The sequence below is a fragment of the Antarctobacter sp. genome (genome assembly GCF_034670325.1).
GTDB lineage: Bacteria > Pseudomonadota > Alphaproteobacteria > Rhodobacterales > Rhodobacteraceae > Antarctobacter.
Genome location: NZ_JAXMNR010000005.1, coordinates 210,243 through 233,634 on the forward strand (window position 1 = coordinate 210,243; position 23,392 = coordinate 233,634).

The 23,392-nt window shown below is 62.0% G+C and carries 20 protein-coding genes; 16 read left to right on the top strand and 4 right to left on the bottom strand.

What is annotated here, in order from left to right; translation table 11 throughout:
* The first annotated feature begins 94 nt into the window (after nt 1-94).
* The 7 genes from VOI21_RS14185 (at nt 95) to VOI21_RS14215 (ending at nt 9,016) form a co-directional block, all read left to right on the top strand.
* Nucleotides 95-2,008: a sensor histidine kinase gene (locus tag VOI21_RS14185; protein WP_323770585.1), complete on the top strand. Its 1,914-nt coding sequence runs from the start codon at nt 95-97 to the stop codon at nt 2,006-2,008.
* A gap of 18 nt (nt 2,009-2,026) precedes the next feature.
* On the top strand, nt 2,027-3,973 hold the full coding sequence (locus VOI21_RS14190) for a response regulator (RefSeq protein WP_323770586.1): 1,947 nt from the start codon (nt 2,027-2,029) through the stop codon (nt 3,971-3,973).
* Between the two features lie 350 nt (nt 3,974-4,323).
* Nucleotides 4,324-5,376 carry an OmpA family protein gene (locus VOI21_RS14195; protein WP_323770587.1) on the top strand — a complete coding sequence of 351 codons (1,053 nt, stop codon included), beginning with the start codon at nt 4,324-4,326 and terminating at the stop codon, nt 5,374-5,376.
* Nucleotides 5,377-5,418: 42 nt separating this feature from the next.
* The gene (locus tag VOI21_RS14200; RefSeq protein ID WP_323770588.1) at nt 5,419-6,693 is read left to right on the top strand and encodes a caspase family protein; all 1,275 of its coding nucleotides are present in this window, start codon (nt 5,419-5,421) and stop codon (nt 6,691-6,693) included.
* A 246-nt stretch (nt 6,694-6,939) separates the two neighbouring features.
* Nucleotides 6,940-7,632, top strand: a complete 693-nt coding sequence (locus VOI21_RS14205) for a phosphatidylserine decarboxylase (RefSeq protein ID WP_323770589.1) — start codon at nt 6,940-6,942, stop codon at nt 7,630-7,632.
* Nucleotides 7,633-7,635: 3 nt separating this feature from the next.
* Entirely contained in the window at nt 7,636-8,406 is a 771-nt protein-coding gene (gene pssA, locus VOI21_RS14210) for a CDP-diacylglycerol--serine O-phosphatidyltransferase (protein WP_323770590.1), read from the top strand.
* A complete protein-coding gene (locus VOI21_RS14215; protein ID WP_323770591.1) occupies nt 8,393-9,016 on the top strand; it encodes a class I SAM-dependent methyltransferase in 624 nt (207 codons plus the stop codon). Before pssA ends, VOI21_RS14215 begins: the two co-directional genes overlap by 14 nt.
* Nucleotides 9,017-9,061: 45 nt before the next feature.
* Here the strand turns inward: VOI21_RS14215 and VOI21_RS14220 are convergent, their stop codons facing one another.
* Nucleotides 9,062-9,937, bottom strand: coding sequence for a helix-turn-helix transcriptional regulator (locus tag VOI21_RS14220; protein ID WP_323770592.1), 876 nt, complete (start codon nt 9,935-9,937; stop codon nt 9,062-9,064).
* A 183-nt stretch (nt 9,938-10,120) separates the two neighbouring features.
* Here VOI21_RS14220 and VOI21_RS14225 point away from each other — a divergent pair, with 183 nt between their 5' ends.
* The 8 genes from VOI21_RS14225 to VOI21_RS14260 all read left to right on the top strand — a co-directional run bounded on the left by VOI21_RS14225 (nt 10,121) and on the right by VOI21_RS14260 (nt 18,203).
* Nucleotides 10,121-11,338 (top strand): amino acid ABC transporter substrate-binding protein, encoded by a 1,218-nt coding sequence (locus VOI21_RS14225; protein WP_323770593.1) that lies wholly within the window; start codon nt 10,121-10,123, stop codon nt 11,336-11,338.
* Nucleotides 11,339-11,397: 59 nt separating this feature from the next.
* Nucleotides 11,398-12,267, top strand: coding sequence for a branched-chain amino acid ABC transporter permease (locus tag VOI21_RS14230; protein ID WP_323770594.1), 870 nt, complete (start codon nt 11,398-11,400; stop codon nt 12,265-12,267).
* Nucleotides 12,264-13,190: a branched-chain amino acid ABC transporter permease gene (locus VOI21_RS14235; RefSeq protein ID WP_323770595.1), complete on the top strand. Its 927-nt coding sequence runs from the start codon at nt 12,264-12,266 to the stop codon at nt 13,188-13,190. The genes VOI21_RS14230 and VOI21_RS14235 overlap by 4 nt, the downstream gene beginning before the upstream one ends.
* Nucleotides 13,187-13,915 (top strand): ABC transporter ATP-binding protein, encoded by a 729-nt coding sequence (locus tag VOI21_RS14240; protein WP_323770596.1) that lies wholly within the window; start codon nt 13,187-13,189, stop codon nt 13,913-13,915. Before VOI21_RS14235 ends, VOI21_RS14240 begins: the two co-directional genes overlap by 4 nt.
* Entirely contained in the window at nt 13,908-14,612 is a 705-nt protein-coding gene (locus VOI21_RS14245) for an ABC transporter ATP-binding protein (protein ID WP_323770597.1), read from the top strand. The genes VOI21_RS14240 and VOI21_RS14245 overlap by 8 nt, the downstream gene beginning before the upstream one ends.
* Nucleotides 14,613-14,642: 30 nt before the next feature.
* A complete protein-coding gene (locus tag VOI21_RS14250) occupies nt 14,643-16,091 on the top strand; it encodes an aldehyde dehydrogenase (protein WP_323770598.1) in 1,449 nt (482 codons plus the stop codon).
* 492 nt (nt 16,092-16,583) lie between these two features.
* Entirely contained in the window at nt 16,584-16,922 is a 339-nt protein-coding gene (locus tag VOI21_RS14255; protein WP_323770599.1) for a RidA family protein, read from the top strand.
* Nucleotides 16,923-16,943: 21 nt separating this feature from the next.
* Complete coding sequence (locus VOI21_RS14260) at nt 16,944-18,203, top strand: D-amino acid dehydrogenase (RefSeq protein ID WP_323770600.1); 1,260 nt, start codon at nt 16,944-16,946, stop codon at nt 18,201-18,203.
* 73 nt (nt 18,204-18,276) lie between these two features.
* On the opposite strand, the gene VOI21_RS14265 is transcribed toward VOI21_RS14260, so the two are convergent.
* Nucleotides 18,277-19,494: a MalY/PatB family protein gene (locus VOI21_RS14265; protein WP_323770601.1), complete on the bottom strand. Its 1,218-nt coding sequence runs from the start codon at nt 19,492-19,494 to the stop codon at nt 18,277-18,279.
* 105 nt (nt 19,495-19,599) lie between these two features.
* Here VOI21_RS14265 and VOI21_RS14270 point away from each other — a divergent pair, with 105 nt between their 5' ends.
* Entirely contained in the window at nt 19,600-20,502 is a 903-nt protein-coding gene (locus VOI21_RS14270) for a LysR family transcriptional regulator (protein ID WP_323770602.1), read from the top strand.
* Between the two features lie 59 nt (nt 20,503-20,561).
* Here the strand turns inward: VOI21_RS14270 and VOI21_RS14275 are convergent, their stop codons facing one another.
* Nucleotides 20,562-22,898, bottom strand: coding sequence for a DEAD/DEAH box helicase family protein (locus VOI21_RS14275; RefSeq protein WP_323770603.1), 2,337 nt, complete (start codon nt 22,896-22,898; stop codon nt 20,562-20,564).
* A complete protein-coding gene (locus VOI21_RS14280) occupies nt 22,895-23,335 on the bottom strand; it encodes a hypothetical protein (RefSeq protein WP_323770604.1) in 441 nt (146 codons plus the stop codon). Before VOI21_RS14280 ends, VOI21_RS14275 begins: the two co-directional genes overlap by 4 nt.
* Nucleotides 23,336-23,392: the final 57 nt, after the last annotated feature.

Sequence of the window (23,392 nt, forward strand, 5' to 3'; positions counted from 1 at the left end):
CACGCCTCGCCTTTGGTGCCCGCGCCTGTAGAAACGCGCCTGACCTTGGGGCCTGCGCCATCCTCAAAGCTGCGCGCGCGCGGTTGACGCCCCCATGCTGACGCTTGGGCATCAATCCCTGCGTTGGAAACTGGCCGTCGCTATGATTGGCTTCAGCGTCATCGTTATCAGCGGTCTGGGGATCTTTGCCTACCAATCGGGCCGGACGGCGTTGATCACGGCGACGGCCTCTGATCTGGTTTCAGCCGCAAGCGAGAAAGAGCAGGCTGTCGCGTCGTGGCTGCGGCAGGCCCGCGTAACCCTTGTCGCGATTTCCCATTCGCCAAACGTGTCCGGCGACCTGATCAGTCTGACCGCAGAACAGGCGGACTCAGCCGCCGCCGATGCCCTCAGGGTGCATTTGGCAAGGGAACTGGAAAGTTGGGTCGGGCCGGAAAAGCCGTTCCAGTCCTTGCTTGTGATTGAGCCAGAGGAAGGGCGCGTCCTGTACAGCACCTTTGCCGGGGAGGTACTGACCTTCAAGGAAAACCGCGAATACTTTCGTCGTGCCCAGACCGAACCTGTCGTTGTCGGGCCGTTTCATTCGATCACCACAGGAAGCGCGCTGTTTGCCGCCGCCGCCCCCATCCGAAAACCGGACGGCGCGTTGGCCGGCGTATTGGTCGGGCGTCTCAACATGAGTGAAATCGACTGGATCATGCAGCGCCGCAGCGGCCTGAGCGACACGTTCGATTCCTATCTGGTCAACACCGCCCGTCTGTTTGTGTCGCAGCCAAGGCAACTGCCAGACCCTGCCGTTCTGGTTCGGGGCGCATTCACAACCGCCGTCGACCAGTGTCTTGTCGGCAAGAGCGGCTGGAACATCGCGCCGGACTACAGAAACATCTACACGATCACCGCCTACCAGTGGCTGCCCGACCTGCGGCTATGCATCCTTGCCAAACTGGACCGGGAAGAGGCCTTTCGCCCGTCCATCATATTCGGCTGGACGACGCTGGCGGGCGGCGTGGCGGCGACCGTTGCAGCCGCCGTACTGGCGCTGTTTCTGTCTAACTGGATCGCCCGCCCGATGGGCACTTTGCTGTCGGCGACCCGCGCGATCCGGGATGGCAACCTTGACGTCAGCATCCCGATCCGCGGCAACGATGAGTTCGCCCAACTGGCGCAAGGGTTCAGCGAGATGGCCGATAGTCTGAAGGCCAAGGACCAGAAAATCGAGGACTACACGCGGACATTGGAACTGCGTGTCGATGAGGCGCTGCGGAAAAACCGCGAGAAAGACGCCGTGGTTCTTCAGCAATCGCGGCTGGCGGCGCTGGGAGAGATGATCGGGAACATCGCCCACCAGTGGCGACAGCCGTTGAACGCGCTGTCGCTGATCCTTGGCAATCTCAAGGACGCGCAGGAGCACGGCGAACTGGATGAGACATACCTCCACGATCAGGTCGAACAGGGTCAGGCTATTGCCAGCGGCATGTCGACCACGATCGAGGATTTCCGCAACTTTTTCCGGCCCGAGCGGGAGAAGCAGCGCTTTTGCCCCAGCGACGCGGTCAGGAACGCCCTGAAGCTGGTCGAAGCGGCCTTTAACAACGACAAGATCGACGTCGCCTTTACGGTCCACGAGGATGTCGAGGTCTTGGGGTTTCCCAACGAATACGCGCAAGTGGTGCTGAACCTGCTCGTCAATGCCCGCGATGCGATCAGGTCTCATCGCGAGATGGCCACGGACAAAAGCGCCGCACAGCAGACGACCGGTAGTCTGCGCATTGTGCTGGGCCGTGCGGGTGACGCGGCGCGGCTGACTGTCACCGACACTGGTGGGGGCGTCCCCGCCCATATTCTGAACAAGGTTTTTGACCCGTATTTCACCACGCGCGAAAGCGGGACCGGGATTGGTCTCTACTTGTCGAAGACAATCATCGAACGGAACATGGATGGACGGATCGAGGTGCGGAATGTCAAAGACGGCGCGGAATTCACAGTCGACACTCCCCTTGCCACTTAACCAGAGGAGGCGCGGGCCATGATCGATACGTCGCGTGACGCAAGTTGGACAGGCAAGAGCCTCGCAGGGTCGGCCGAAGACCTTCAGGATCTGGTTGTGCTGTTTGCAGAGGATGATCCGGTCGTGCGCGACCAGTTTTCCCAGTTCCTCCGTCGTCGTGTCGGCAAGGTCCACGCGGTCGAAAATGGCGCGCTGGGACTGGAAGTGTTCGAACGGTACAAACCGGATCTGGTGATCACGGACATCCTCATGCCGGTCATGGACGGGCTGTCGATGGCCGAGAAAATAAAGCAGTGGAACCCTGACACGCCGATTGTGGTGACGACGGCCCACAGCGAAGCGGAACGCCTGTTGCGCGCGATAGAGATCGGCGTGGATCATTACGTCGTCAAGCCACTGAACCTTGCGGCACTGCAAACCACCCTGAAGCGGTGTGCCCGGGCCATTCACGCGGATCGCGAGAAACAGATCGCGACCACGGTCTTGGAGGTCACATCCGAGGCCATCGCCGTGCTCGACAGCGCCGGACAGATCGCCATGGTCAATCCGGCATTTCACACCATCACAGGCTGGACAGAGCCGGTGTCCGGTCGCGATTTTCGGTTCCTGCTGTCGCCGGACGGGCAGCCGCCGGAATGGGTGCAGCGGCTTGCCGAGGGCAAGAGTTGGCAGGGAGAGACCACGCTGCGTCGCGCCGACGGAACCGAAATGCAGGCTGTCGGCGCGCTGGACAACATCGCGGACGATGACGGCAAAGTCATGCGATCAGTTTTTATTTTCGCCGATGTGACCAATCAGAAAAGGATCGAAGAACAGCTGCGCCAGAGCGCCAAGATAGAGGCCGTGGGCAACCTGACCGGCGGCGTTGCCCACGACTTCAACAATCTGCTTGCGGTCATCATGGGCAACCTTGAACTGGCTCAGGAAGAACCGCTGACCCAGACAACGATGGACTATGTTGAAACCGCGCTGAAGGCGACGCAGCGCGGTGCGGACCTGACCCGCAGCCTGCTGAGTTTTGCGCGCAAAGCGCCTTTGACACCCGCGCGCATCGATTTGAACGAGATCGTCCGGGACACCAAGAAATGGAGCACCCGCGTCGTGCCCGAGACGATTTCCGTAGAGATGTCTCTGGCCCCCGATCTCTGGCCGGTCGAAGCAGACGCCAGTGCAACGCAAAACGCCTTGCTGAACCTGATCATCAACGCCCGCGATGCGATGGAAAACGGCGGGGTTCTGTCCCTTGAGACCTCAAATGTGGTGATCGACACCTGCCAGCACCCGCTTCCCGACCAGGATCTGAAACCCGGCTCTTATGTGGTTCTGACTGTCAAAGACACCGGGGTCGGCATGTCGCCAGAAGTCACCAAAGAGATTTTCGCGCCCTTCTACACAACCAAGGGGCCGTCACAGGGATCGGGCCTTGGCTTGTCCATGGTGCAGGGCTTTATCAGCCAGTCCGGCGGGGCGGTGCGCGTGTATTCCGAGCCGGACAAAGGCAGCACCTTCAAGCTCTACTTTCCTTCTGCCCAAAATCAAAAAGAAACGGCAAAGCCGGTGACACCCGAAAAAGCCGTTGCTGCGTCGGGACATGCACGTGTCTTGCTGGTTGAGGACGAACCAGAGGTCAAACGGATCTTCAAGTCCTTGCTGGAACACGCGGGCTATCAGGTTGTCACGGCCTGTTCGGGGGACGACGCGCTGCAGACATTCCTGTCGTCCCGGGATGTGGATCTCTTGCTCACCGATATCGTGATGCCCGGCCAATTGCAGGGGCCCGAACTGGCAGCCCGTCTGCGCGAGATCGATCCCGATCTTGGGGCGATTTTCATGACGGGGTACGCAAACGCCTCGGCGCTGCAGGGCCAAGGCCAGCGACCGGACGACATGCGATTGATGAAACCTGTCAGCCGCAAGGACCTGTTGACGGCAATCAAAGACGTGCTGTCAAAGCGCAAGACCTGAGCGCCCCATGCGTTCCCCCCAACCGCCCCGGTTCGACCGTTGCCTGATCCGCTGTGGTCCCGGTTCTATCGGCAGGCTTGCGCCTTCCATAGCGGCAATCGCGTATGCACGGCCTTGCCGACCCTGATGGCACAGGCCAGTCATAGTCGCGACGGGTGGTCGGCGGCGTTCCGTTTTGCCAACGCGACCCGCAGGGGCGGACAGACCAGCCACCGTCGCGGAAAACCGAATGCTGTTTACACATCAACAATAACCACTAAAGCTTGCGCACGGGTGTTATAACCTCTGGCGTCATCGGAAAACGGGTTGTGAAAAGAATGCGAAGAACCGCTAGGCTTTCCAGAACCTCGTTGATTTCATTTATAATCTCAACGGTCTTTGGTGCCCTGTTGCTTTCGGGACCGGCGCGCGCTCAGGCCAATATGTTCGATCCGGGATGGACCATGCAGCCCGGCCAGTCCGTCCTGAATTTCCAATCCGTCAAGAACCGCGTGATCGTCGAAACCGGCAGTTTCGCCTCGCTGCGTGGCAAGATCACCTCTACCGGTGACGTGACGATCGAAATCCCGCTCGAGTCCGTCGACACAAAGGTCGATCTGCGCAACGTGCGGATGCGCTTCATGTTCTTCGAAAGCTTCAAGTACCCAACGGCAACAGTGACCGCAAAACTGGATCAGGCGATGCTGGCGGATCTGCCGAAGGTGCGGCGCAAGCTGATGGATATTCCGGTTGTTCTGGACCTGCACGGGGTGCGCCGACAGCTTGAAACGCAGGCCATCGTGACCCTGCTGAGCGAAAACTCGGTCGCGGTTTCGACAAGCGTTCCGATTTCTGTCGCCGTCGAGGATTTCGGACTGACCGATGGCATGGAAAAGCTGACCGAAGCCTCTGGGTTCGAGATCCTGCCCTCTGCGTTTGTCTCTTTTGACTTCGTGTTTTCGCGGGACGGGACTGCCGGGCTGCCCGATGCCGCCGTGATCCGCCAGCAAGTGTCGCTGCGCAACAGTGCGGTCGAACTGGAGGGCAATCTGGACTACGACGCCTGCAAGGGTCGGTTCGAAATCCTGTCGCGTACCGGCAACATCTACTTCGGCTCAGGCAGCGCAAGCCTGGAATCAGACAGCCTGCCTTTGTTGAGCCAAGTGGTCGATATCGTGGCGCGCTGCCCCGGCATGACAATCGAGGTCGGTGGCCACACGGATGCCGACGGCGGCGCCGCCGCCAACCTGACGCTGTCCGAGGCGCGCGCCCGGTCCGTCACCGAACACCTCATTTCGGCTGGCGTTGATGCCCGCCGTATCCGGAGCGTCGGATATGGCGAAGCGTCCCCCGTCGCACCCAACGATACGACGCGCAACAAGGCCAAGAACCGCCGGATCGAATTTGCGGTGGTTGAAAGGTAAGCTATGCGCTGGAACCGACCGGCACTGTGGGGCAGAGCCTTCTTGGCATTCCTGCTGGCTGTCCTGTCCTCGGGACCGCTGCATGCGGAAGAGCGCATTGCGCTTGTGATCGGCAACAGCCGGTACGCGAACCTGCTGACCCTGCCCAGCGCCGCGCGCGATGCCGGGGAACTGGCCGAGCACCTGCGGAACGTCGGCTTTGAGGTGCACCTGCTGACCGACGCCGACACCGATGCCGTCACCCGTGCAGCCGACGCCTTTGTGCAACGACTGGGTCAGGCGGGTCGCGACGCCACCGGGCTGTTCTACTACGCCGGCTACGGCGTGCAGCATTCCGGCACAAATTACCTGATGCCCGCAGATGTGGACCTTCGGGACCTTGACGACATCCGTGCGGCGTCCCTATCGGTCGACACGGTGCTGAACCGGATTGCGGCGGTCGGCAACACGGCCAATATTGTCATTCTGGATGCAAGCCGCGCCCATCCCTTTGCCTTTCTGTCGGGGGCAGCGGCGGACGATGGTCTAACGGAAATTCAGCCACCGTCCGGGGTTTTCCTGTCCTATGCCGCCGAACCCGGGCGTCTGGCGCTCAGGGGCGGACGCGGGGACAGCCTGTTCTCGTCCAGCCTGAACGGACAGTTTGCGAACCCGACCGTTCCGCTGGACCAGTTGTTCGAGGCGATCCGCGCAGAGGTCGTGGAGTTGTCCGAGGGTCAACAAACGCCTTGGTTTTCCAATGGTCTGTCCAGCGCGTTCCTGTTCAACGCACCGGTGGCCCCGGCCTCCGCTGACCTGACGGACGACGCACTGTGGCTTAGGGTTCAGCAGTCCAAAGACCCGCAGGAGGTGGTGGCCTTTATCCGCAAACACCCGACCAGCGCGCATATAACCGCCGCCGGGGTGCTGCTGTCAGAGTTGTTGGTACAGGACGATGCAACCCCCGGTGCGGACATCACGGCCCTGTCCACAATCGAACCCGCGGCAAAGCCGACCGTCCGAAAGACCGACACTTTGACCGCCGGAAGCAACCAGTCCACCAGCGTCCGGACCGATCAGAAAAAGGATTCAATCTACTTTGGAATGAGCCTTGATGAGCTTTTGCTTCAATCTCCCTTGTATGCCCCCATCGAGGGGTTGCCCACAGAGCTGTGGCAAAATGAGGTCTGCGGCACCTGCCACAATTGGACGAAGCAGGATCTTTGCGATCAAGGCATGCGGTATAAGGACGTGGTCATCGGGTCGGGCCAGATTCATCCCCTTGGCGGGGCCTTTCGAAGCAACCTGAAGGATTTCGCAGCCAAGGGCTGCAAGTAGGACGTGCCGCATTTGTGACGCCGCCACGTCGGCTGGATCATCCCGGAGCGTCCGTCACTGTCCGCTTGGCGTCTCTTTCCGGCAAGTGACTTCGCCCCCGGCGCACCTCTTACTCGGTCGCGACGGGACCAAATCGGCGGTCCTCATTTCTGCGGGTCCGGCGCATCTGTCAGCCATATCGTGTTGTAGACCCTGCCAAGTTTGGGCTACGAAGCGACCATTCATCAAAGAATAGCGACACCTCCAATGAAAATGCGCGATACATTCATCAAGCCGATGCACCCAGAGGGGCGCAGGTTTGTCGCCATCTTCGCTGTCATTGCGGCGGCCTTGTTTCTTGTCTCTTCGATCCTTGGATGGGTAGGGGTCGGACTAACCGTATGGTGTTACTACTTCTTCCGCGATCCCAAACGGGTGACGCCAATCCGCGATGGCCTGATCGTCAGCCCCGCCGACGGGATCGTGTCACTGATCGAAAAAGCCGTCCCGCCGCCAGAGCTCGGCATGACGGATCAGGCGTTGACTCGCGTCAGCGTTTTCATGAGCGTCTTCAATTGCCATGTGAACCGCGCGCCTGCCGGGGGCAAGATTTCCGCGATTGCCTACCGACCGGGCAAGTTTTTCAATGCTTCGCTGGACAAGGCAAGCGCCGACAACGAACGCAACAGCCTGTGCATCGATATGGCAGACGGACGTCAGATTGCCGTTGTCCAGATTGCCGGATTGGTTGCGCGGCGGATCGTCTGTTTTGCCGCAGTGGGTGACGATCTGAAAACCGGTGAGCGGTTTGGCCTGATACGGTTCGGGTCGCGGCTGGACGTCTATTTGCCGGAGGGTGTGCAGCCGTTGGTCAGTCTGGGACAAACCATGGTCGCAGGTGAGACGGTCGTGGCCGATCTGACCTCTGATGAGGCCGCGCGTTCAGGACGGACAGATTGAACGATGTCTGAACCGCTGCCGGAAAAACGAAAAAAGATCAATGTTTTCCAGTTGCTGCCCAACCTTCTGACCATCTCGGCCATTTGTGCGGGTCTCTCGGCCATTCGTTTTGGGTACGAGGGAAATTTCGAACTGGCCGTGCGTCTGGTTCTGGCGGCCTGTGTTTTGGACGGACTGGACGGGCGGCTGGCACGTTTGATGAAAAGCGCGTCTCCGATTGGGGCGGAACTCGATTCTCTTGCGGATTTTCTGAATTTCGGCGTGGCCCCGGTGCTGATCATGTACAGTTGGGCGCTTCAGGATTTCACAAGCGCGGGGTGGATCGCGGTTCTCAGCTATACGATCTGCTGCGTCCTGCGACTGGCCCGGTTCAACGTCGACAGCCGGTCGGACACCAAAGGCCTTGGGGGCGACTTTTTCGTCGGCGTGCCTTCGCCCGCTGGCGCGGTCCTTGTGATGTTGCCGATGGTCGTCTCGTTTGTCTTTTCCGATCTGCCCTTGGCCCCGCCGGCGATCATTGCAGCCTATATCTGCCTTGTCGGCCTGTTGATGATCAGCCGTATCCCGACCTATGCGTTCAAGAAAATTTCGATAGACCGCAGCAATGCCAAATTCTTTCTGCTGGGCGCGGGGCTGATGGCTGCGGCCTTGTTCACCTATCTTTGGGCGACCCTTGCCCTAGTGACATTTGCATATATCGGCAGCCTGATCTGGGCACTGCGCGCCGCACACAAATCCAAGAAATCCAGGGGACAACGCCATGGAACCCAATGAAATCAAATCTTCATATTCAAGGTGGGCGCCTGTGTATGACTACACGTTCGGGGCGGTCACCAATGTGGGACGGCGCGCGACGGTCGAATATATCAACGGGCAGAGCGGGACGACCGTTCTGGAGGTCGGTGTCGGAACCGGGCTTGCGCTTCGGTACTATCGTTCGGACCTGTGCGTGACGGGCGTCGATTTCAGCGAAGAAATGTTGGGCGAGGCGCAGGACAAGGTCGCGCGCCTCGGGTTGCATCACGTCAAGGACCTCAGGCAGATGGATGCGCGGTATCTGGATTTTCCGGATGACCATTTCGACACTGTCGCTGCGATGCATCTGGTCTCTGTTGTGCCGGAACCGGAACGCGTGATGGCCGAGATGGCGCGGGTCTGCAAACCCGGCGGCAAGATCGTGATCACCAACCACTTTGCCCGGGAAACCGGGTTCTTGGCGCGGGTCGAACGCTTTTTTGCGCCTTTTGAGAACGTGTTGGGCTGGCATTCGGATTTCGCGATCAACACGGTGCTGCAACAGCCGAACTTGAGCGTTGTCGAGAAAAAGCCCCTGCCGCCGATGGGAATGATGACCTTCCTTGTGCTGCAAAATGCAAGTGGGTGACCGGCCGGAAATCCGCTAGCGGCGACCACCTCTGTTGAACCGCTGTTACGGCCATGCGGCAAAGGACGACGGTTTGCTGGTTTCCTTGCGGTCGTAGGATTTGCGAAACGCTCCGGGGTTCTGGCCGACTTCGCGTTTGAAAAACCGCGTGAAGTAGGCCGGATCGGCAAAGCCCAGACGAAAGGCAATCTGCGAGATCGGCATCCCGGTATTTGTCAGCAACTCTATCGCGTCGCGCAACAGCAGGCGATGCAGGTAACCCCGTGGCGACAGACCGGTCGCCCGTTTGACTGCCGACCCCAGCCTGTCGCGGCTGACATTCAGATCCCGCGCGTAATCCTCAACCGGGCGATGATCCCGTGCCCGCTGGGCGGCGAGCACGATAAAACGCTCTGACAGGCCCTGCGGCGCGCCGCCAAGGTTGACGATATCCTTTCTGGCCAGCCGCCAAAGGTGCAACAGCAGCAGCGTCAGGTAAGTCGAGGTCGCGATGTCCGCGCCCGGCTCCCCGATCTGGCGTTCACGTGTAAACCCTTGCAGCGGGCGCGCCATTGCCCCGGACAGGTCCGCCGCAAGGTCAAGATCTTGCGACAGCGTCCGTTGCATCTGTTCGCCGATCGGCGTCGTCGGCATGGCCTGAAAAAGCGCGCTTGCGGGAATGGACAACAGCGTGCCCCGCGTTCCGACTTCGGCGACCAGTTCACGGCCGCCTCCGTCCGCGCACCAGACGATGCGCGGGCCAGCGTGTTCCGACGTCGCCTCGGCGACGTTCCTGCGCAGATGGACCGCCCCGTATTCTAGCCACAACAGATGCGCCGCGCCCGCTGGCAGCGTGTAGGCCACCCGTGAGAGCGGGCTTTTGATCAGGTACAGGCCCGGCGTCGGGCGGCTTGGTCGAGAGGGGCGGTGGGTGTTCGGCATGGTCGGTCAATCGTTTCGTCAAATGGACCGGAAATCAATCAAGAGTACAAATAATGGCCCCAAGAGTGCATTTATGACGGGTGCCTTCAGCGTTTACCCTGCGTTTCAGCTTTGCCGCCGGTGCAGTCGCGTTGGTCAAAGCGAAAAGAGGTCGGCATCCGATCGGCCGAAAGGGAGGAACTCATGATTGGTATTTCGCGGCGCGCAGCTCTGCGCGCGCTTTCCGTTGCCGTGACCTCATCACTGGCACTCAACGCGGGGGTCGCCCTGGCCCAGGGTGACACAGTCAAGATCGGCTATGCCGTGGCCCGGACCGGTCCAAACGCCACCGGCGCAGGCATCACCACAATCCCGAACTACGAGCTTTGGGTCGACACGGTGAACAAGGCTGGCGGGCTGAAGATGCCCGATGGAACGCAAAAGATGATCGAGGTGGTCGAATACGACAACCGGTCCGCCAACGAAGACCTCGTCCGGGCGATTGAACGCCTTGCCTCGCAGGACAAGGTCGATCTGATCCTGCCGCCCTGGGGCACCGGCGGAAACCTCGCCATTGCCCCGCTGATGGCCAAGTTCGGTTATCCGCAACTGGCGGTGACCGCCGTCACCGACAAAGCGCCCGATTTCGCCGCCCGGTGGGACCGCAGCTTTTGGATGCTTGGCGGCGGGCATGATTATGCCACCGGACTGGTCGATGTGCTGTCCAAAGCCCGCGACGCAGGGACGATCAACAACAAGGTCGCCGTCGTGTCCGTCGCCGACGGTTTCGGCATCGACCTGATCAAAGGGGCCCGTCCCGCCTTTGAAGAGGCCGGGTTCGAATTGGTCTACGACAAGTCCTATCCGCTTGGCACCTCTGACTTTGCCGCCATCATGAGCGAGGCGCAGGGGTCTGGCGCGGACAGCTTTGTCGCCTTCTCCTATCCGCCGGGATCGTTCGGGATGACCAAGACGGCGCAGTCCATGGGCTATAACCCCAAGGTGTTCTACATCTCTGTCGGCGGCGCATTCCCGATCTATCCGGGCGTCGCGGACGGCAAGGCCGAGGGCGTCATGGCCATCGGCGGTGTGGATGCCGACAGCCCCGCCGTGCAGGACTATTTCGCCCGCCACACAGAGTTCGTAGGCAAGGCCCCGGACAGCTGGGCCTCGGCCATCACCTACGTGTCGCTGGAGATGCTGGCGCAGGCGGTCGAACGGGTCGGGCTGGATCACGCCGCCCTTGCCAAGGAACTGTCCGACGGCACCTTCGACACCGTGATCGGCGAGGTAAAGCTGGAGGACAACCAGCTGCGCGACCTGTGGTGGGTCGGCCAGTGGCAGGGCGGATCATTTCGCGCGGTCAACCCGGCGGACAAACTCGGGGCCTCCGCGCCCGTGATCCCCAAGCCGGACTGGTAATCTGCCCCAACGACCCGCGAGGCGCAGGCCGCGCGGGTCAGCACGACTTAGGTATCCCAATGCTCACCACCACCCTTATCCTCGGCCTTGTGCTGGGCGGCACCTATGCGCTCCTCGCGCTGGGTCTGACGCTGCAATACGGGATCGCCCGGATCATGAACCTTGCCTATGGCGAGTTCACGCTGATGTCGGCGTTCTTCGTCGTCGCCCTGTTTCAGGGGATCGGTCTCTCTCCGCTGCTGTCGCTTCCGGTGATTGCCGTTGCGGGCTACGGCTTTGGCTGGCTGTTGTATCAGGTGATGATGCGCCCGCTGGTGGCGCGGTCGGGCAGCAGCGGGCGGCTGGAGGTCGACAGCATCCTTGTCACCTTCGGTCTGCTTTTCCTGATACAGGGGGGGCTGCTTGTGACCTTTGGCGCTAACTTCACCTCGATCTCTTACCTTGACCAAGGCGTGAACGTGTTCGGCGTATCCGTCGCGCTCAACCGTCTGATCGCCTTTGGTATCTGTGTGCTGGCAGGCGCGGCGCTGGTGTTTGCCCTGCGGACAACGAAATGGGGTCTCAAGATGCGTGCCGTCGCCCTGACGCCGGGCTCTGCCCCGCTGGTGGGGATCGACGTGAACCGGGTCGCGCGGCAGGGGTTCGCGCTTGGGTCCGCGCTCGCGGCCACGGCGGGGGCCTCTATCTCGATGTATCAGACCTTTTCCGCAACGGGCGGTGTCGTCTTTACCATGAAGGCGCTGGTCATCGTGATCATGGGCGGCGTCGGCAACGTGCCCGGCGCGCTGGCGGCTGGCTTTGCGCTGGGGCTGCTGGAGACCTTTGTGGCGACGGCAATCGACCCCGGCCTGACCCTTGCCGCGACCTTTGCGATCTTCCTGCTTGTCCTGCTGTGGCGCCCGCAGGGCCTGTTCGGAGCACGGTCATGATCCGGATCGTTCTGCCGTTGATCGGCCTTGCCCTGCTGGCCTATGTGCCGATGCTGGTCTCTGACTACGGTCTTGGCCTGCTGATCGGGGCGGCGACCTATGTGACGCTGGCGTCGGCATGGGCGCTGTTTTCCGGCCAGACGCATTACATCTCGCTCGCCACGGTCGCGTTTTACGGCACGGGGGCCTACACCGTCGCGGTGCTGAACGAGGTGCTGCCCTACCCCGCCGTCCTTGCCGTGGCGGCGCTGATCGGCGCGGGCATGTCCCTTGCCGTCGGGCTGTCCACCCTGCGGTTGCGCGGCGTCTATTTCGTGATCTTCAGCTTTGGTCTTGCGGAACTCGTCCGCCAGCTGATCACCTGGTATGAGGTCAATGTGACCGGCACGCTGGGCCGCTATATCTTTCTCGATATCACGACACGGCAGATCTACTGGCAGATGCTCGCGCTTGGCGCGGTGACCATCGCATTGACCGCATGGGTCAACCGGAGCCGTCTGGGCATGGCGCTGCGTGTCATCGGCGATGACGAGATGGTCGCGGCACATTCCGGCATCAATCTGGCCCGTGTCAAACTGCTTGCCTTTGTCCTGTCGGCGGTGATCCTGACGCTGGCCGGGGCGATCACCTCGCCGCGGTATGTCTATGTCGAACCCTCGATCGTCTTTAACCCGACGGTCAGCTTTCTGACCGTGATCATGGCCCTGCTTGGAGGGGCGAACCGGCTGTGGGGTCCGGCCCTTGGGGCGGTGCCGCTGTTCCTTGTCTTTGAGTTTCTGTCCGCCAACTTTCCCGACACCTACCCGATCTTTCTTGGCCTGCTCTTTATCGGGGTCGTGTTCCTTGTGCCGAACGGTCTGATCTCTGCTGCGGAAAAGCTGGGCCCGGCACGGAAATCCGACCGGAACGAGGCCAAGGCATGAGCTTTCTTGAGATCGACAAGGCCGTAAAGCAGTTCGGCGGCCTGCGGGCAGTCAACGGCGTCTCTTTCAGCCTGCAACGCAAAGAGATCGTTGGCCTGCTCGGCCCGAATGGATCGGGCAAGACCACCCTGATCAACCTCATCTCCGGGGCCTTGCCGGCGACATCCGGATGTATCCGGCTGAACGGTCAGACCCTGACTGGGATGCGGGTCGACCGCATCGCGCGGGCCGGGGTGGCCCGCACCTTTCAACTGGTCCGCACCCTGCCCTCTCTCAGCCTGACCGAAAACGTGATGATCACCGCCGTCTTTGGCCGCAACGCCCATTGGGGACCGGAGGCGGAAAGGGTCGCCAGCGAGGCGCTGGCCCTTGTCGGCCTGTCCGACCGCGCAAACGCAATCGCGGGCGACCTGACCTATATCGACCAAAAGCGGCTGGAACTGGCCCGTGCCCTTGCGGCGGAACCAGAGATCCTCCTGCTGGACGAATGGCTGTCCGGCCTGAACCCGACCGAACTGGCCGAAGGTGTCGCATTGATCCGCAAACTGCACGAAAGCGGGCTGACGATCCTCATGGTCGAACACATCATCGACGCGGTTCGCGCGCTTTGCCCGCGCGTCGTGGTGATGAACTCTGGCCAATTGATCGCCGACGAAGCGACCGACAGCGCGCTGTCCGATCCCAAGGTGATCTCTGCCTATCTGGGGGGCGAGGTCGATGCTTGAAGTCAAGGATGTCACCGTCACCTACGGCAAACACGTCGCGCTGGACCGTGCCTCTCTGACGGTCGAAAAGGGCCGGATGGTCGCGATCCTTGGTGCGAACGGGGCTGGCAAATCCTCTTTGCTTGGGGCGATCAGCGGGCGGGTGAAACCGGCATCCGGCGACATCCTGTTTCGTGGTCAATCGCTGCTGGACCGACCAGCGCACCGGCTGGTGGAGGCAGGCATCGCCGTCGTCCCCGAAGGCAAAGGCATCTTTCCCGCGATGACGGTGCAAGAAAACCTCCGGCTTGGCGCGATCCCCGACCGCGCCAGCGACGGCGCGCAGGCCCGGATGACAGAGGTGTTCGACCTGTTCCCCAAGCTCGCCCAGCGCCGCACCCAGATTGCAGGAACGATGTCGGGGGGCGAACAGCAGATGGTCGCGCTGGGTCGGGCCCTGATGTCGAACCCGGACCTGTTGCTGCTGGACGAACCCTCGCTCGGGCTTGCCCCGATTGTCGTCAAAGAGGTGTTTGCCGCCCTGTCCCACATCCGCGCGACCGGGCTCACGATCCTGATTGTCGAACAGAACGCCCGCGCCACGCTGGAACTCGCGGATTTTGCCTATCTCATGGAGGTCGGCCGGATGTCCGGCTCTGGCCCCGCCGCCCAGATCAAATCCGACCCTGCCGTGATCCGCGCCTTTCTAGGCGGCTAACCCACGCAGGCAAGGGAACAGGAGACCCACATGGAAAAGCTCAACCTCTATATCAACGGGGCCTATGTCTCTGCCGAAGGGGGCCGCAGTTTCACCCGCGCCAACCCGGTCACCGGCGACGTGGTGACAGAGGCCGCGGCCGCGTCGCTGTCCGACGTGGCCAAGGCGGTCGATGCGGCGGCGGGGGCGTTTGCCACATGGTCCGTCACCTCGCCGGGTGAGCGCCGCAAAAAGCTGTTGGCCGCCGCCGAGAACCTGTCGGCCCGCGCGGACGACATCGTGCAGGCGATGAAGGACGAGATCGGCGCGACCGAGGCATGGGCGCGGTTCAACTGCGTGTTGGCCGCCGACATGCTGATCGAGGCGGCCTCACTCACGACCCAGATCAAGGGCGAAGTCATCCCCTCCAACCGTCCCGGCTCTACCGCGATGGCGATCCGCCAGCCTGCGGGCGTCGTGCTGGCGATGGCGCCGTGGAATGCCCCGGTGATCCTTGGGGTGCGCGCAATCGCGACACCTCTGGCCTGCGGCAATACCGTGGTGATGAAGACCTCTGAACTCTGCCCCCGCGTTCACGCGCTGGTTGTCGAGGCGGTGGCCGAGGCCGGTCTGCCTGCCGGGGTGCTCAACGCCATCTCCAACGATCCGGATGAAGCGCCGCAGATTGTCGAGGCCCTGATCGAGCACCCCGCGATCCGCCGCGTGAATTTCACCGGCTCTACCCGCGTCGGTCGGATCATCAGCGAACTGGCCGGTCGCCACCTCAAGCCCGCCCTGCTGGAACTGGGCGGCAAGGCCCCGATGATCCTTCTGGAAGATGCCGATATCGACGCGGCGGTCGCGGCGGCGGGCTTTGGTGCCTACATGAACCAAGGTCAGATCTGCATGTCGACAGAGCGCATTATCCCTGTGGGCGAGGCTGGCGATCGTTTCGTAGAGGCCTTTGCAACCAAGGTCCAAAGCCTGAGCGCAGGCGACCCGCGCCAAGGCGACACCGCTCTGGGCTCCCTCGTCAACAAGGCGGCCGCCGAGCGGATCGAGGCCCTGATCGCCGACGCCGTGGACAAGGGGGCCACCCTGATCGCCGGTGGGGGTCACGGGACAATGCTGAATGCGGCGGCGCTTGATCATGTCACGCCGGACATGCGCATCTACACAGAGGAAAGTTTCGGCCCTGTCGTTGCGATCATCCGGGCCGGATCGGTCGATGAGGCCGTCCGCATCGCCAACGAAAGCGACTTTGGCCTGTCCTCTGCCGTGTTCGGTCGCGACACGATGGCGGCCCTTTCCGTTGCCAAACGGATCGAGAACGGCATTTGCCACATCAACGGCCCGACCGTACACGATGAGGCCCAGATGCCGTTTGGTGGGGTAAAAGCCTCGGGTTATGGACGGTTTGGAGGGATCTGGGGCGTGCATGAATTCACCGAACTGCGTTGGATCACGATGCAGGACGGGCAGCCACACTACCCGATCTGAGTGGCGAACATGGGGTTGGTTTGCGGGTAGTCCGGGCGTCGTGCATGTCCGATGTCGCAACCGATGTCTGCGTGGCCGAACATTGCGGACGCAGCCATTGATCGCAGCGCAGTACCACGTCCCGCTTTACCCATAACGGCTTGACCGGGACATCGGCAGACAAGCGGGGCCAAGGTCTGGGCCTCCCCCCCCCCCGCAGCTTTCCGCATTCGGGTGGTTTTCTGTGCTCTCCCACTCGGGGCGACAGGACACCATCGGGCGTCCGTGGAGGGTTTGCTACCAAAACTCAGGCCATGAACATTGCAACGCATGGCTTCGGTGCGATGCCATCCTGCGCCGGTCGATATGATGGGTAGGGGTTGAAACGTCTATACGTTTTAGGGTTCAACCTTGTTTGGCAAGCTGGCTGCGATCCCGCGCCCATGGGTCTAACGGTCCTCGGGCACGCCCCTTGCCAACGACAGCCGCCCATACGCCACCAAGGAGAACGAGATGATCGAACGGATAGAAACCGGCCCCCGGATGAGCCGCATCGTCAAACACAACGGCGTCGCTTATTTGTGCGGTCAGGTCGGCGATGGCGCCACCGTGGCCGAACAGACGCGCGACTGCCTGTCCCGGGTCGAAGCTTTGCTGGACAAGGCCGGGTCTTCGCGCGACCGTATCCTTCAGGCGGTGATCTGGCTGGCGGATATGGCCGACTTTGCCGAAATGAACGAGGTTTGGGACGCCTGGGTTCCCGAGGGACAGGCCCCTGCCCGCGCCTGCGGCGAAGCGCGACTGGCGCGCCCGGAACTGAAGGTCGAAATAATCGTTACTGCGGCCTGCTGAAACCTGACGGAGAGTGCAGCCATGAAAGTGATCGTGATGGGGGCGGGTGTGATTGGTGTCACCACCGCCTATTATCTGGCAAAGGGCGGGGCCGAGGTCACCGTGCTGGACCGACAGTCCGGACCGGGGCTTGAGACCAGCTATGCCAACGCGGGCGAACTCTCCTATGGCATGACCTCGCCCTGGGCCGCGCCGGGCGTTCCGGTGAAGGCGCTGAAATGGCTGTTCATGAAACGCCGCCCCTTGTTCATCTGGCCGCTGATCAGCCCGACCATGTGGGGGTGGGGTTTGCAGATGCTGCGCAACTGCAACGAGGACAGTTATCGCCTCAACAAAAGCCGGATGGTGCGCATTTCCAACTATTCGCGCGATGTGATGCCCGATCTGATCGCCGAGACCGGGATCGAATACGACGGGCGGGCGCTGGGTACGCTGCAATTGTTTCGGACCGCCAAACAGCTCAAATCCTCGAAAGCCGATCAAGAGATTCTTGCCGAATACGATTCACCGTTCGAGGTGCTGGACCGTGACGGATGTATCGCCGCAGAGCCCGCGCTGGCCTCTGTGCGTGAAAAGTTCGTCGGGGGCTTGCAACTGACCGCCGACCGGACCGGCGATTGCCGGATGTTCACCATGGCGCTCGCTGAAAAATGCGCCGAGATGGGCGTGGAATTCCAGTACGGCCAATCAATCCGGGGCATTGCCGTCGAGAACGGCAAAGTGGTCGGGGTCGAGACCGAAATGGCCGGCAGGATCACTGGCGACAGGTATGTCTGCGCCTTGGGCAGCTACGGCCCGCGCCTGCTGAACCCGATTGGCGTTCGGCTGCCGGTCTATCCGGTCAAAGGCTACTCGGTCACCCTGCCGGTGACCGAAGACGCTCTGGCACCGCAATCAACGATCATGGACGAGACGCACAAGGTGGCGATCACCCGGCTGGGCGACCGGATTCGCGTGGCGGGCACGGCGGAAATCGCCGGATACTCGAACCGGCTGGGCCCGCACGCCACGGACACCGTGCGCCATGTCATCGACGATCTGTTTCCCGGCGGTGGAGACCTGAGCAAGGCCGAAGGCTGGACCGGGTTGCGCCCGATGACCCCGGACGGAACGCCCGTCCTTGGCCCGTCGCGCTATGACAATCTGTTCCTGAACACCGGGCATGGAACGCTTGGCTGGACAATGGCCTGCGGGTCGGGACGCGCCGTTGCCGACGTCGTCCTTGACCGCGCTCCGGAAATCCCGCTCGACGGTCTGACCGCCCAGCGCTACGGGACCTGACCGGCGCACGTGGGCCGGCTGCCTCTGCCTGAGGCGGCCAGCCCTGCCCGCCGGATGGCGCGGCAGATGGCGGTTATGCCGCCTTCCTCAGCCCGTCCACGGCCCTCCCGAGCCTCTTGATGGCCTCGTCAACGGTGGCGCGCGGGCAGCCAAGGTTGACGCGCATATAGCCGTGGCCCTCGGCGCCAAATTTCTGACCCTTGTCGAGCCAGAGCCGGGCCTCGGTCAACATGAACCGGTTGAGCGTTTCCGCATCCAGACCCAGCGACCGGCAATCCATCCAGCCAAGGTAAAGCGAGTCTGCCGGCAAGACGCGCAGCCCGGCCCCCAAGTCGCCGACAGCCGTGGCAAAATGAAGGTGGTTTGCCCGAACATAGGCAACCAACTCATCCAGCCAGGACGCGCAATGTGTATAGGCCGCTTCGGCTGCAACCATGCCCATGACGTTCACCAACGGAAACATGTTGCGGTCGTATTGCCGCTTGAACGTATCGCGCAGGCGTTGGTTCGGGATAAAGAGGTTCGCGCTTTGCAGGCCCGGCAGGTTGAATGTCTTGGACGGGGCCGTGCAGGTGATCGAATTCTGCGCAAAACCGTGGCTCAGGCTGGCAAAAGGAATGTGCCGACAGGCGGCGTTCATGACCAGATCCTGATGAATCTCATCCGCAATGACGAGGATGCCGTGCCGGGCGCAGATCTCTCCCATCGCGCGCAGATCGGCCTCGGTCCAGACGTTGCCGGTGGGGTTGTGCGGGTTCGACAGGATGAAGATCTTTGTATTCGGGCGGATCGCCGCCTCGAACACCGTCTCGTCAAAGCGATAGCCATCTTCGGTCCGCGTGAGCGGCGCATAGACCGGAAACCGGCCATTCAACAGCACGTCATCGCGGAAATGGCCATAGACAGGCGGCTGCATCAGGATGCTGTCGCCGGGGGTCGAAAACGCCTGCAGGATGGTCTTGATGGCGGTGATGATACCGCTGGTCTGCACAACCCAGTTCGGCGCGACCTCCCACCCAAACCGGCTTTGCTGCCAGCCGGTGACCGCCGCGATATAGGATTTGGTGGCCCCTGCGGGATAGCCGAACACACCGTTTTGCGCCGCCTCGACAAGCGCGTCACGCACCGGTTTCGGTGCGCGGAAATCCATATCCGCCAGCCACATCGGCAACGGATCGGCGGCGGCCTCTTGCGGTGCCAGCAACATCCGCCCCCCGTCCCATTTCATAGAGTTGGTGGCCCGGCGGTCGATGACCTCATCGAATTGGGATGTATTGGCGGCGGCGGTCATGGCGGGCTCCGTATTCGGGGGTTGGATAGGCTGGACCCGGAATTAGCAAAGACAACCCATGAGCGGAAATGGTATGAAATCATCAAACCATGCAGGACATTCATAATGATCGACCGCCAGCACCTGACCATCATCCGCGAAGTCAGCCGTAGCGGCAGCGTCACAGCAGCCGCGGACCGGATGAACCTCAGCCAGTCGGCGGTCAGCCACGCGATCGCCAAGCTTGAGGACCGTCATCAGGTCAAAGTCTGGCGCAAAAAGGGGCGCAGTCTGGAATTCACTCAGGCTGGCGCGTATCTTTGCGACCTTGCCGAGCGCATGGTGCCGGAACTTGAACATGCCGAACGCGTGCTTGCCGACATCTCACGCGGGAGGCGCGGCGCGATGCGCATCGGGATGGAGTGTCATCCTTGCGAAAAATGGCTCATGCGCGTGACCGCGCCCTATCTGGCCGCATGGCCCGTCGTCGACCTAGAGGTGCGCACCGCGTTCCGCTTTGACGGCATCGCGGCATTGCAGGCCCATGAAATCGACGTGCTGGTCACACCGGACCCGGTGAAATTGCCCGACCTCCATTTCACGCCGGTTTTCGACCAAGAACTCTTGCTTGCGGTGCACGACGGCCATCGGCTAGCCGGGCGAAAGTTCATCGTGCCGGAGGACCTGCTGGGCGAGGACCTGCTGACCGTTCCGGTCACGCCAGATCGGCTGGATATCTATTCCCGGTTTCTGGTTCCTGCCGACTGTCGCCCCGCGCGCCAGATCGGGGTCGAAAGCACCGAGCTGATGCTGCAACTGGTCGCGGCCGCGCGGGGCATCAGCGTTATGCCAGACTGGCTGATCCGTGAAGACGCGACCGACATGCCGATCACCACGATCCGCGTCGGACCGCAGGGTTTGCACAAAAGCATCAACCTTGGCGTGCGCCGTGACGATGCGCAGACGGATTACATCGCCGGGCTGTTCCAGATCGCCAAACGGGTCCATCCGATCCCGGCCCCCTCTTAGCAGAGGATTGTTTCGGACTAGCGATTGCGCCCGCCCTGTTGCGGCGGTCAGCACCCAGGTTACTGCCACCGGGTCCGGGTCTTTGTTTCCCGGCCCGAACTGCTCAATCTGGCAGCCTGCAACACGCCCCGGCCCGCAACGGTGCGCGTATAGACCAAGGTGCCTCGGCCTATGTAGGCTTGCCAGTTCCTCCAGAAAACGGTGGCGCGGTCTTTGTGTGACCCAAACCGATCCGGCACCGCGAAATACTGAAAACTCTTGTGCAGCAGACCGGAGTGGACCGAAATCACGTAGCGGGGTCCGTCAACCGGGTTGAAAATCTGTTGAAAGACCTCGTGAAAGATCGCTTCGTCCAGCTTGCATGAACCGGTGATCCCAACCTGCCACGTGGTCCCGTCCCAGGTAACAATCGGGGCCAGATCGCGGGTCACAGGCGGCAGGTCGCCAAGCTCTGACAGGCTGGCGATTGTCATCTTGGCGATGCGGTCGATCACCCTGCGGGTCTGCGTCACCGAAGGCCCTCGGCCAAATTCCAGCGCAAGACGCCCCCAAAAGGACATCGCGGGCACCGGCAGGGACTGCAACCTGTGCCGCAAGGGCAGGAGGGTGCGCGTTCTCAGTTGTGCCGCCAGACCGTTCTGCGTGACCAAGGCAGCCTGCCATTCGGCGGCCAGCGTGCCGCAAGTCTGCGCGCGGGTCTTGGCCAGTGTGTTCTGGCCCGACACATCCTCTGCCAGATCGAAATCCGAATGGATCGCGCCTTCATCCCTGTCCAGCCGGACAAAACACTCAAAGCGGCTGCGCAGACGGTCGACGTCTTCGCCTTCGGCTTGCTGATGCGGCACCACGGCCATGTGCCAGATATGTGAGGTCTTCTCAGGCCGTTCGGAAAAGGTGCGCAGCGCCCTGCCCCGCAACTGATTGACCGCCACAAAGCTTTTCAACCCGGTGCCCAAGACCAGCGCATTGAGCGCCGGCGCATCCCAGCCCTGCCCCAGAAAGGACTGCGTGCCAATGATGATCTGAACCTCGCCGGCAGAAAACGCCCGGTTTGCCCGGTTCACCGCGGCGACATGCTGCGCCCCGTTGACAAGGGCATAGCCCGCCGCCCCCGGCACCGCCTGTCCGTCCAATCCCTCTGACAAGGCCTCGGGCAGGATCGCGAACTGCCCGGTAAGAACCGCCATCCGGGTGGGGCCGACCCTGTCCAACATGTGCCGGAACACCCCCAAGGAGTTGAACTCTGGCGGTGCGTCGGGCAGGCGCAGGTTTGTCTTGCCGATCCGGTCCAGCAGGATCGCCATGCGCAGCGCGTCGCCCTTGGCCGCGCGTTCGGTGGCATAGATCTCGGGCATCGCGTCCAGCTTGGCCTGATCGTTCTTGAGCAGGCGCAGGCGGTCGGCAAAGGCGGGCGGCGGCAGGGTCAGCTTGTCATTGCGCAGCGCGCCAGCGCGCTTCAGCCGGGCCAACAGGTCGGGCGGCAATTGCTCTTGCGGGAACGCGCGGAACAGCGTCAGCAGCCAGTCCCAATCCAGCATCGGCCAATCCGCATCGTTCACCTGCAAGACACGCTTGGCATAGGGCGGAACCGGGCAGCCGTTGTGGCGCAGATAAACCAGTATCGCGCTGAACCGCACCGGGTTTTCCAGAATGGCATGGACGTGCAACCCGGTCTCCACGATCCACGGATCGGCGCGCAGACGGTCGATCAGCGTGCCGTCCCCTGCCAGATCGACAAACAGCGCGCGCTCGGTCTCCAGGTTGTCCTGATAGACCTGTCCGTTGGCGGCGGGTGCCAGATAGACAAGGTCCTGATGCGGGCACAGATCCCCGCTGCGCACCAGTTCGGGCACCGAGATCTCTGCATCCACGGGACCGCACAGCGCCGTGTAGTTTCCCCATTCAGAGGCGTTGACATCATAAGGCGGCGTCGCGGTCAGCGACAGCGTCATACAGGCGTTGCGCTCCGCCAGCCGGGTCAGGGTCCGCCACCACGAACGGCGCAGGTGATGCGCCTCATCCAGACAAAGCAGGTCAAACGGCGGCAGTTGTTTTGTCCTGCTGGTGTGGATGTTTTGATAGGTGCTGACCCGAACCGGCGCATCCGACGTAATGTCCGTGTCGATCCAGTCGGGAACCGCGCCGCCAAGATAGTCATGCACCAGCCGCGCGATCCACTGGTCACGCACCAGCAGGCTGGGGGCAAGGATCAGCGTCCTGCGCCCCAAACGCCGGATGATCTCTAGCCCCAGCACGGTCTTTCCCGCACCCGGAGCGGCCACGAAATGCAGTTTCTCATCGCTCAGGTGGTCATCCATCTCGGCCAGCAGCCGGGCCTGATAGCTGCGCCACGGGTGGCAAAACGACATGGTCGAGAAATCAGCCCGCCGGGTCACGAACCGTGCCTGTCCAGTTGCTGTTCCATCGTCTCCATAGAGGCGTGAAGATCACCGTATTGCTGCGACAGACAGCTTTGTTCAGCGGCCCGGATCAAGGCCAGATAGGACTGAAACTCTTCCAGCGCGCGGTGATCCGGCGCTTCCAGCGGGTTTGACGCGGCCAGTCTGGCCCATCTGGTGCAAAGCTCTGACATCTTCGGAATGAAGAAAAAGATCAGCTTTCTCAGAGGGGTGATCTGCGCAGGGTCCGCCATGATCCGGTTGCGCAGATCAGAGGTGGCCCCGGCCAGCCGCCAGAACAGTTGCGACTGCGGCGGGCCACAGGTCTCGGCGGCGCTGCGGAACGCCTCTGCCGCCGTATCGATACGGGTCAGGGCCTGCGCCAGTCTGCTTTGCTTTGGCTTGGCCAAGACCGATTTAAGGAACCCAAACACACCACATCCTGTCATTGCCCCGAACGCGCGTTCGGCCCTTCGTGCCCTTGGCTTCGA

Excerpts from the sequence above, each read along its gene's own strand:
- VOI21_RS14270 (WP_323770602.1), top strand. The coding sequence starts at position 19,600 with ATGATCGACCGCCAGCACCTGACCATCATCCGCGAAGTCAGCCGTAGC.
- VOI21_RS14245 (WP_323770597.1), top strand. The coding sequence starts at position 13,908 with ATGCTTGAAGTCAAGGATGTCACCGTCACCTACGGCAAACACGTCGCG.
- VOI21_RS14220 (WP_323770592.1), bottom strand. The coding sequence starts at position 9,937 with ATGCCGAACACCCACCGCCCCTCTCGACCAAGCCGCCCGACGCCGGGC.
- VOI21_RS14215 (WP_323770591.1), top strand. The coding sequence starts at position 8,393 with ATGGAACCCAATGAAATCAAATCTTCATATTCAAGGTGGGCGCCTGTG.
- VOI21_RS14235 (WP_323770595.1), top strand. The coding sequence starts at position 12,264 with ATGATCCGGATCGTTCTGCCGTTGATCGGCCTTGCCCTGCTGGCCTAT.
- VOI21_RS14250 (WP_323770598.1), top strand. The coding sequence starts at position 14,643 with ATGGAAAAGCTCAACCTCTATATCAACGGGGCCTATGTCTCTGCCGAA.
- VOI21_RS14265 (WP_323770601.1), bottom strand. The coding sequence starts at position 19,494 with ATGACCGCCGCCGCCAATACATCCCAATTCGATGAGGTCATCGACCGC.
- VOI21_RS14230 (WP_323770594.1), top strand. The coding sequence starts at position 11,398 with ATGCTCACCACCACCCTTATCCTCGGCCTTGTGCTGGGCGGCACCTAT.
- VOI21_RS14240 (WP_323770596.1), top strand. The coding sequence starts at position 13,187 with ATGAGCTTTCTTGAGATCGACAAGGCCGTAAAGCAGTTCGGCGGCCTG.
- pssA (WP_323770590.1), top strand. The coding sequence starts at position 7,636 with ATGTCTGAACCGCTGCCGGAAAAACGAAAAAAGATCAATGTTTTCCAG.
- VOI21_RS14225 (WP_323770593.1), top strand. The coding sequence starts at position 10,121 with ATGATTGGTATTTCGCGGCGCGCAGCTCTGCGCGCGCTTTCCGTTGCC.
- VOI21_RS14255 (WP_323770599.1), top strand. The coding sequence starts at position 16,584 with ATGATCGAACGGATAGAAACCGGCCCCCGGATGAGCCGCATCGTCAAA.
- VOI21_RS14185 (WP_323770585.1), top strand. The coding sequence starts at position 95 with ATGCTGACGCTTGGGCATCAATCCCTGCGTTGGAAACTGGCCGTCGCT.
- VOI21_RS14190 (WP_323770586.1), top strand. The coding sequence starts at position 2,027 with ATGATCGATACGTCGCGTGACGCAAGTTGGACAGGCAAGAGCCTCGCA.
- VOI21_RS14260 (WP_323770600.1), top strand. The coding sequence starts at position 16,944 with ATGAAAGTGATCGTGATGGGGGCGGGTGTGATTGGTGTCACCACCGCC.
- VOI21_RS14205 (WP_323770589.1), top strand. The coding sequence starts at position 6,940 with ATGAAAATGCGCGATACATTCATCAAGCCGATGCACCCAGAGGGGCGC.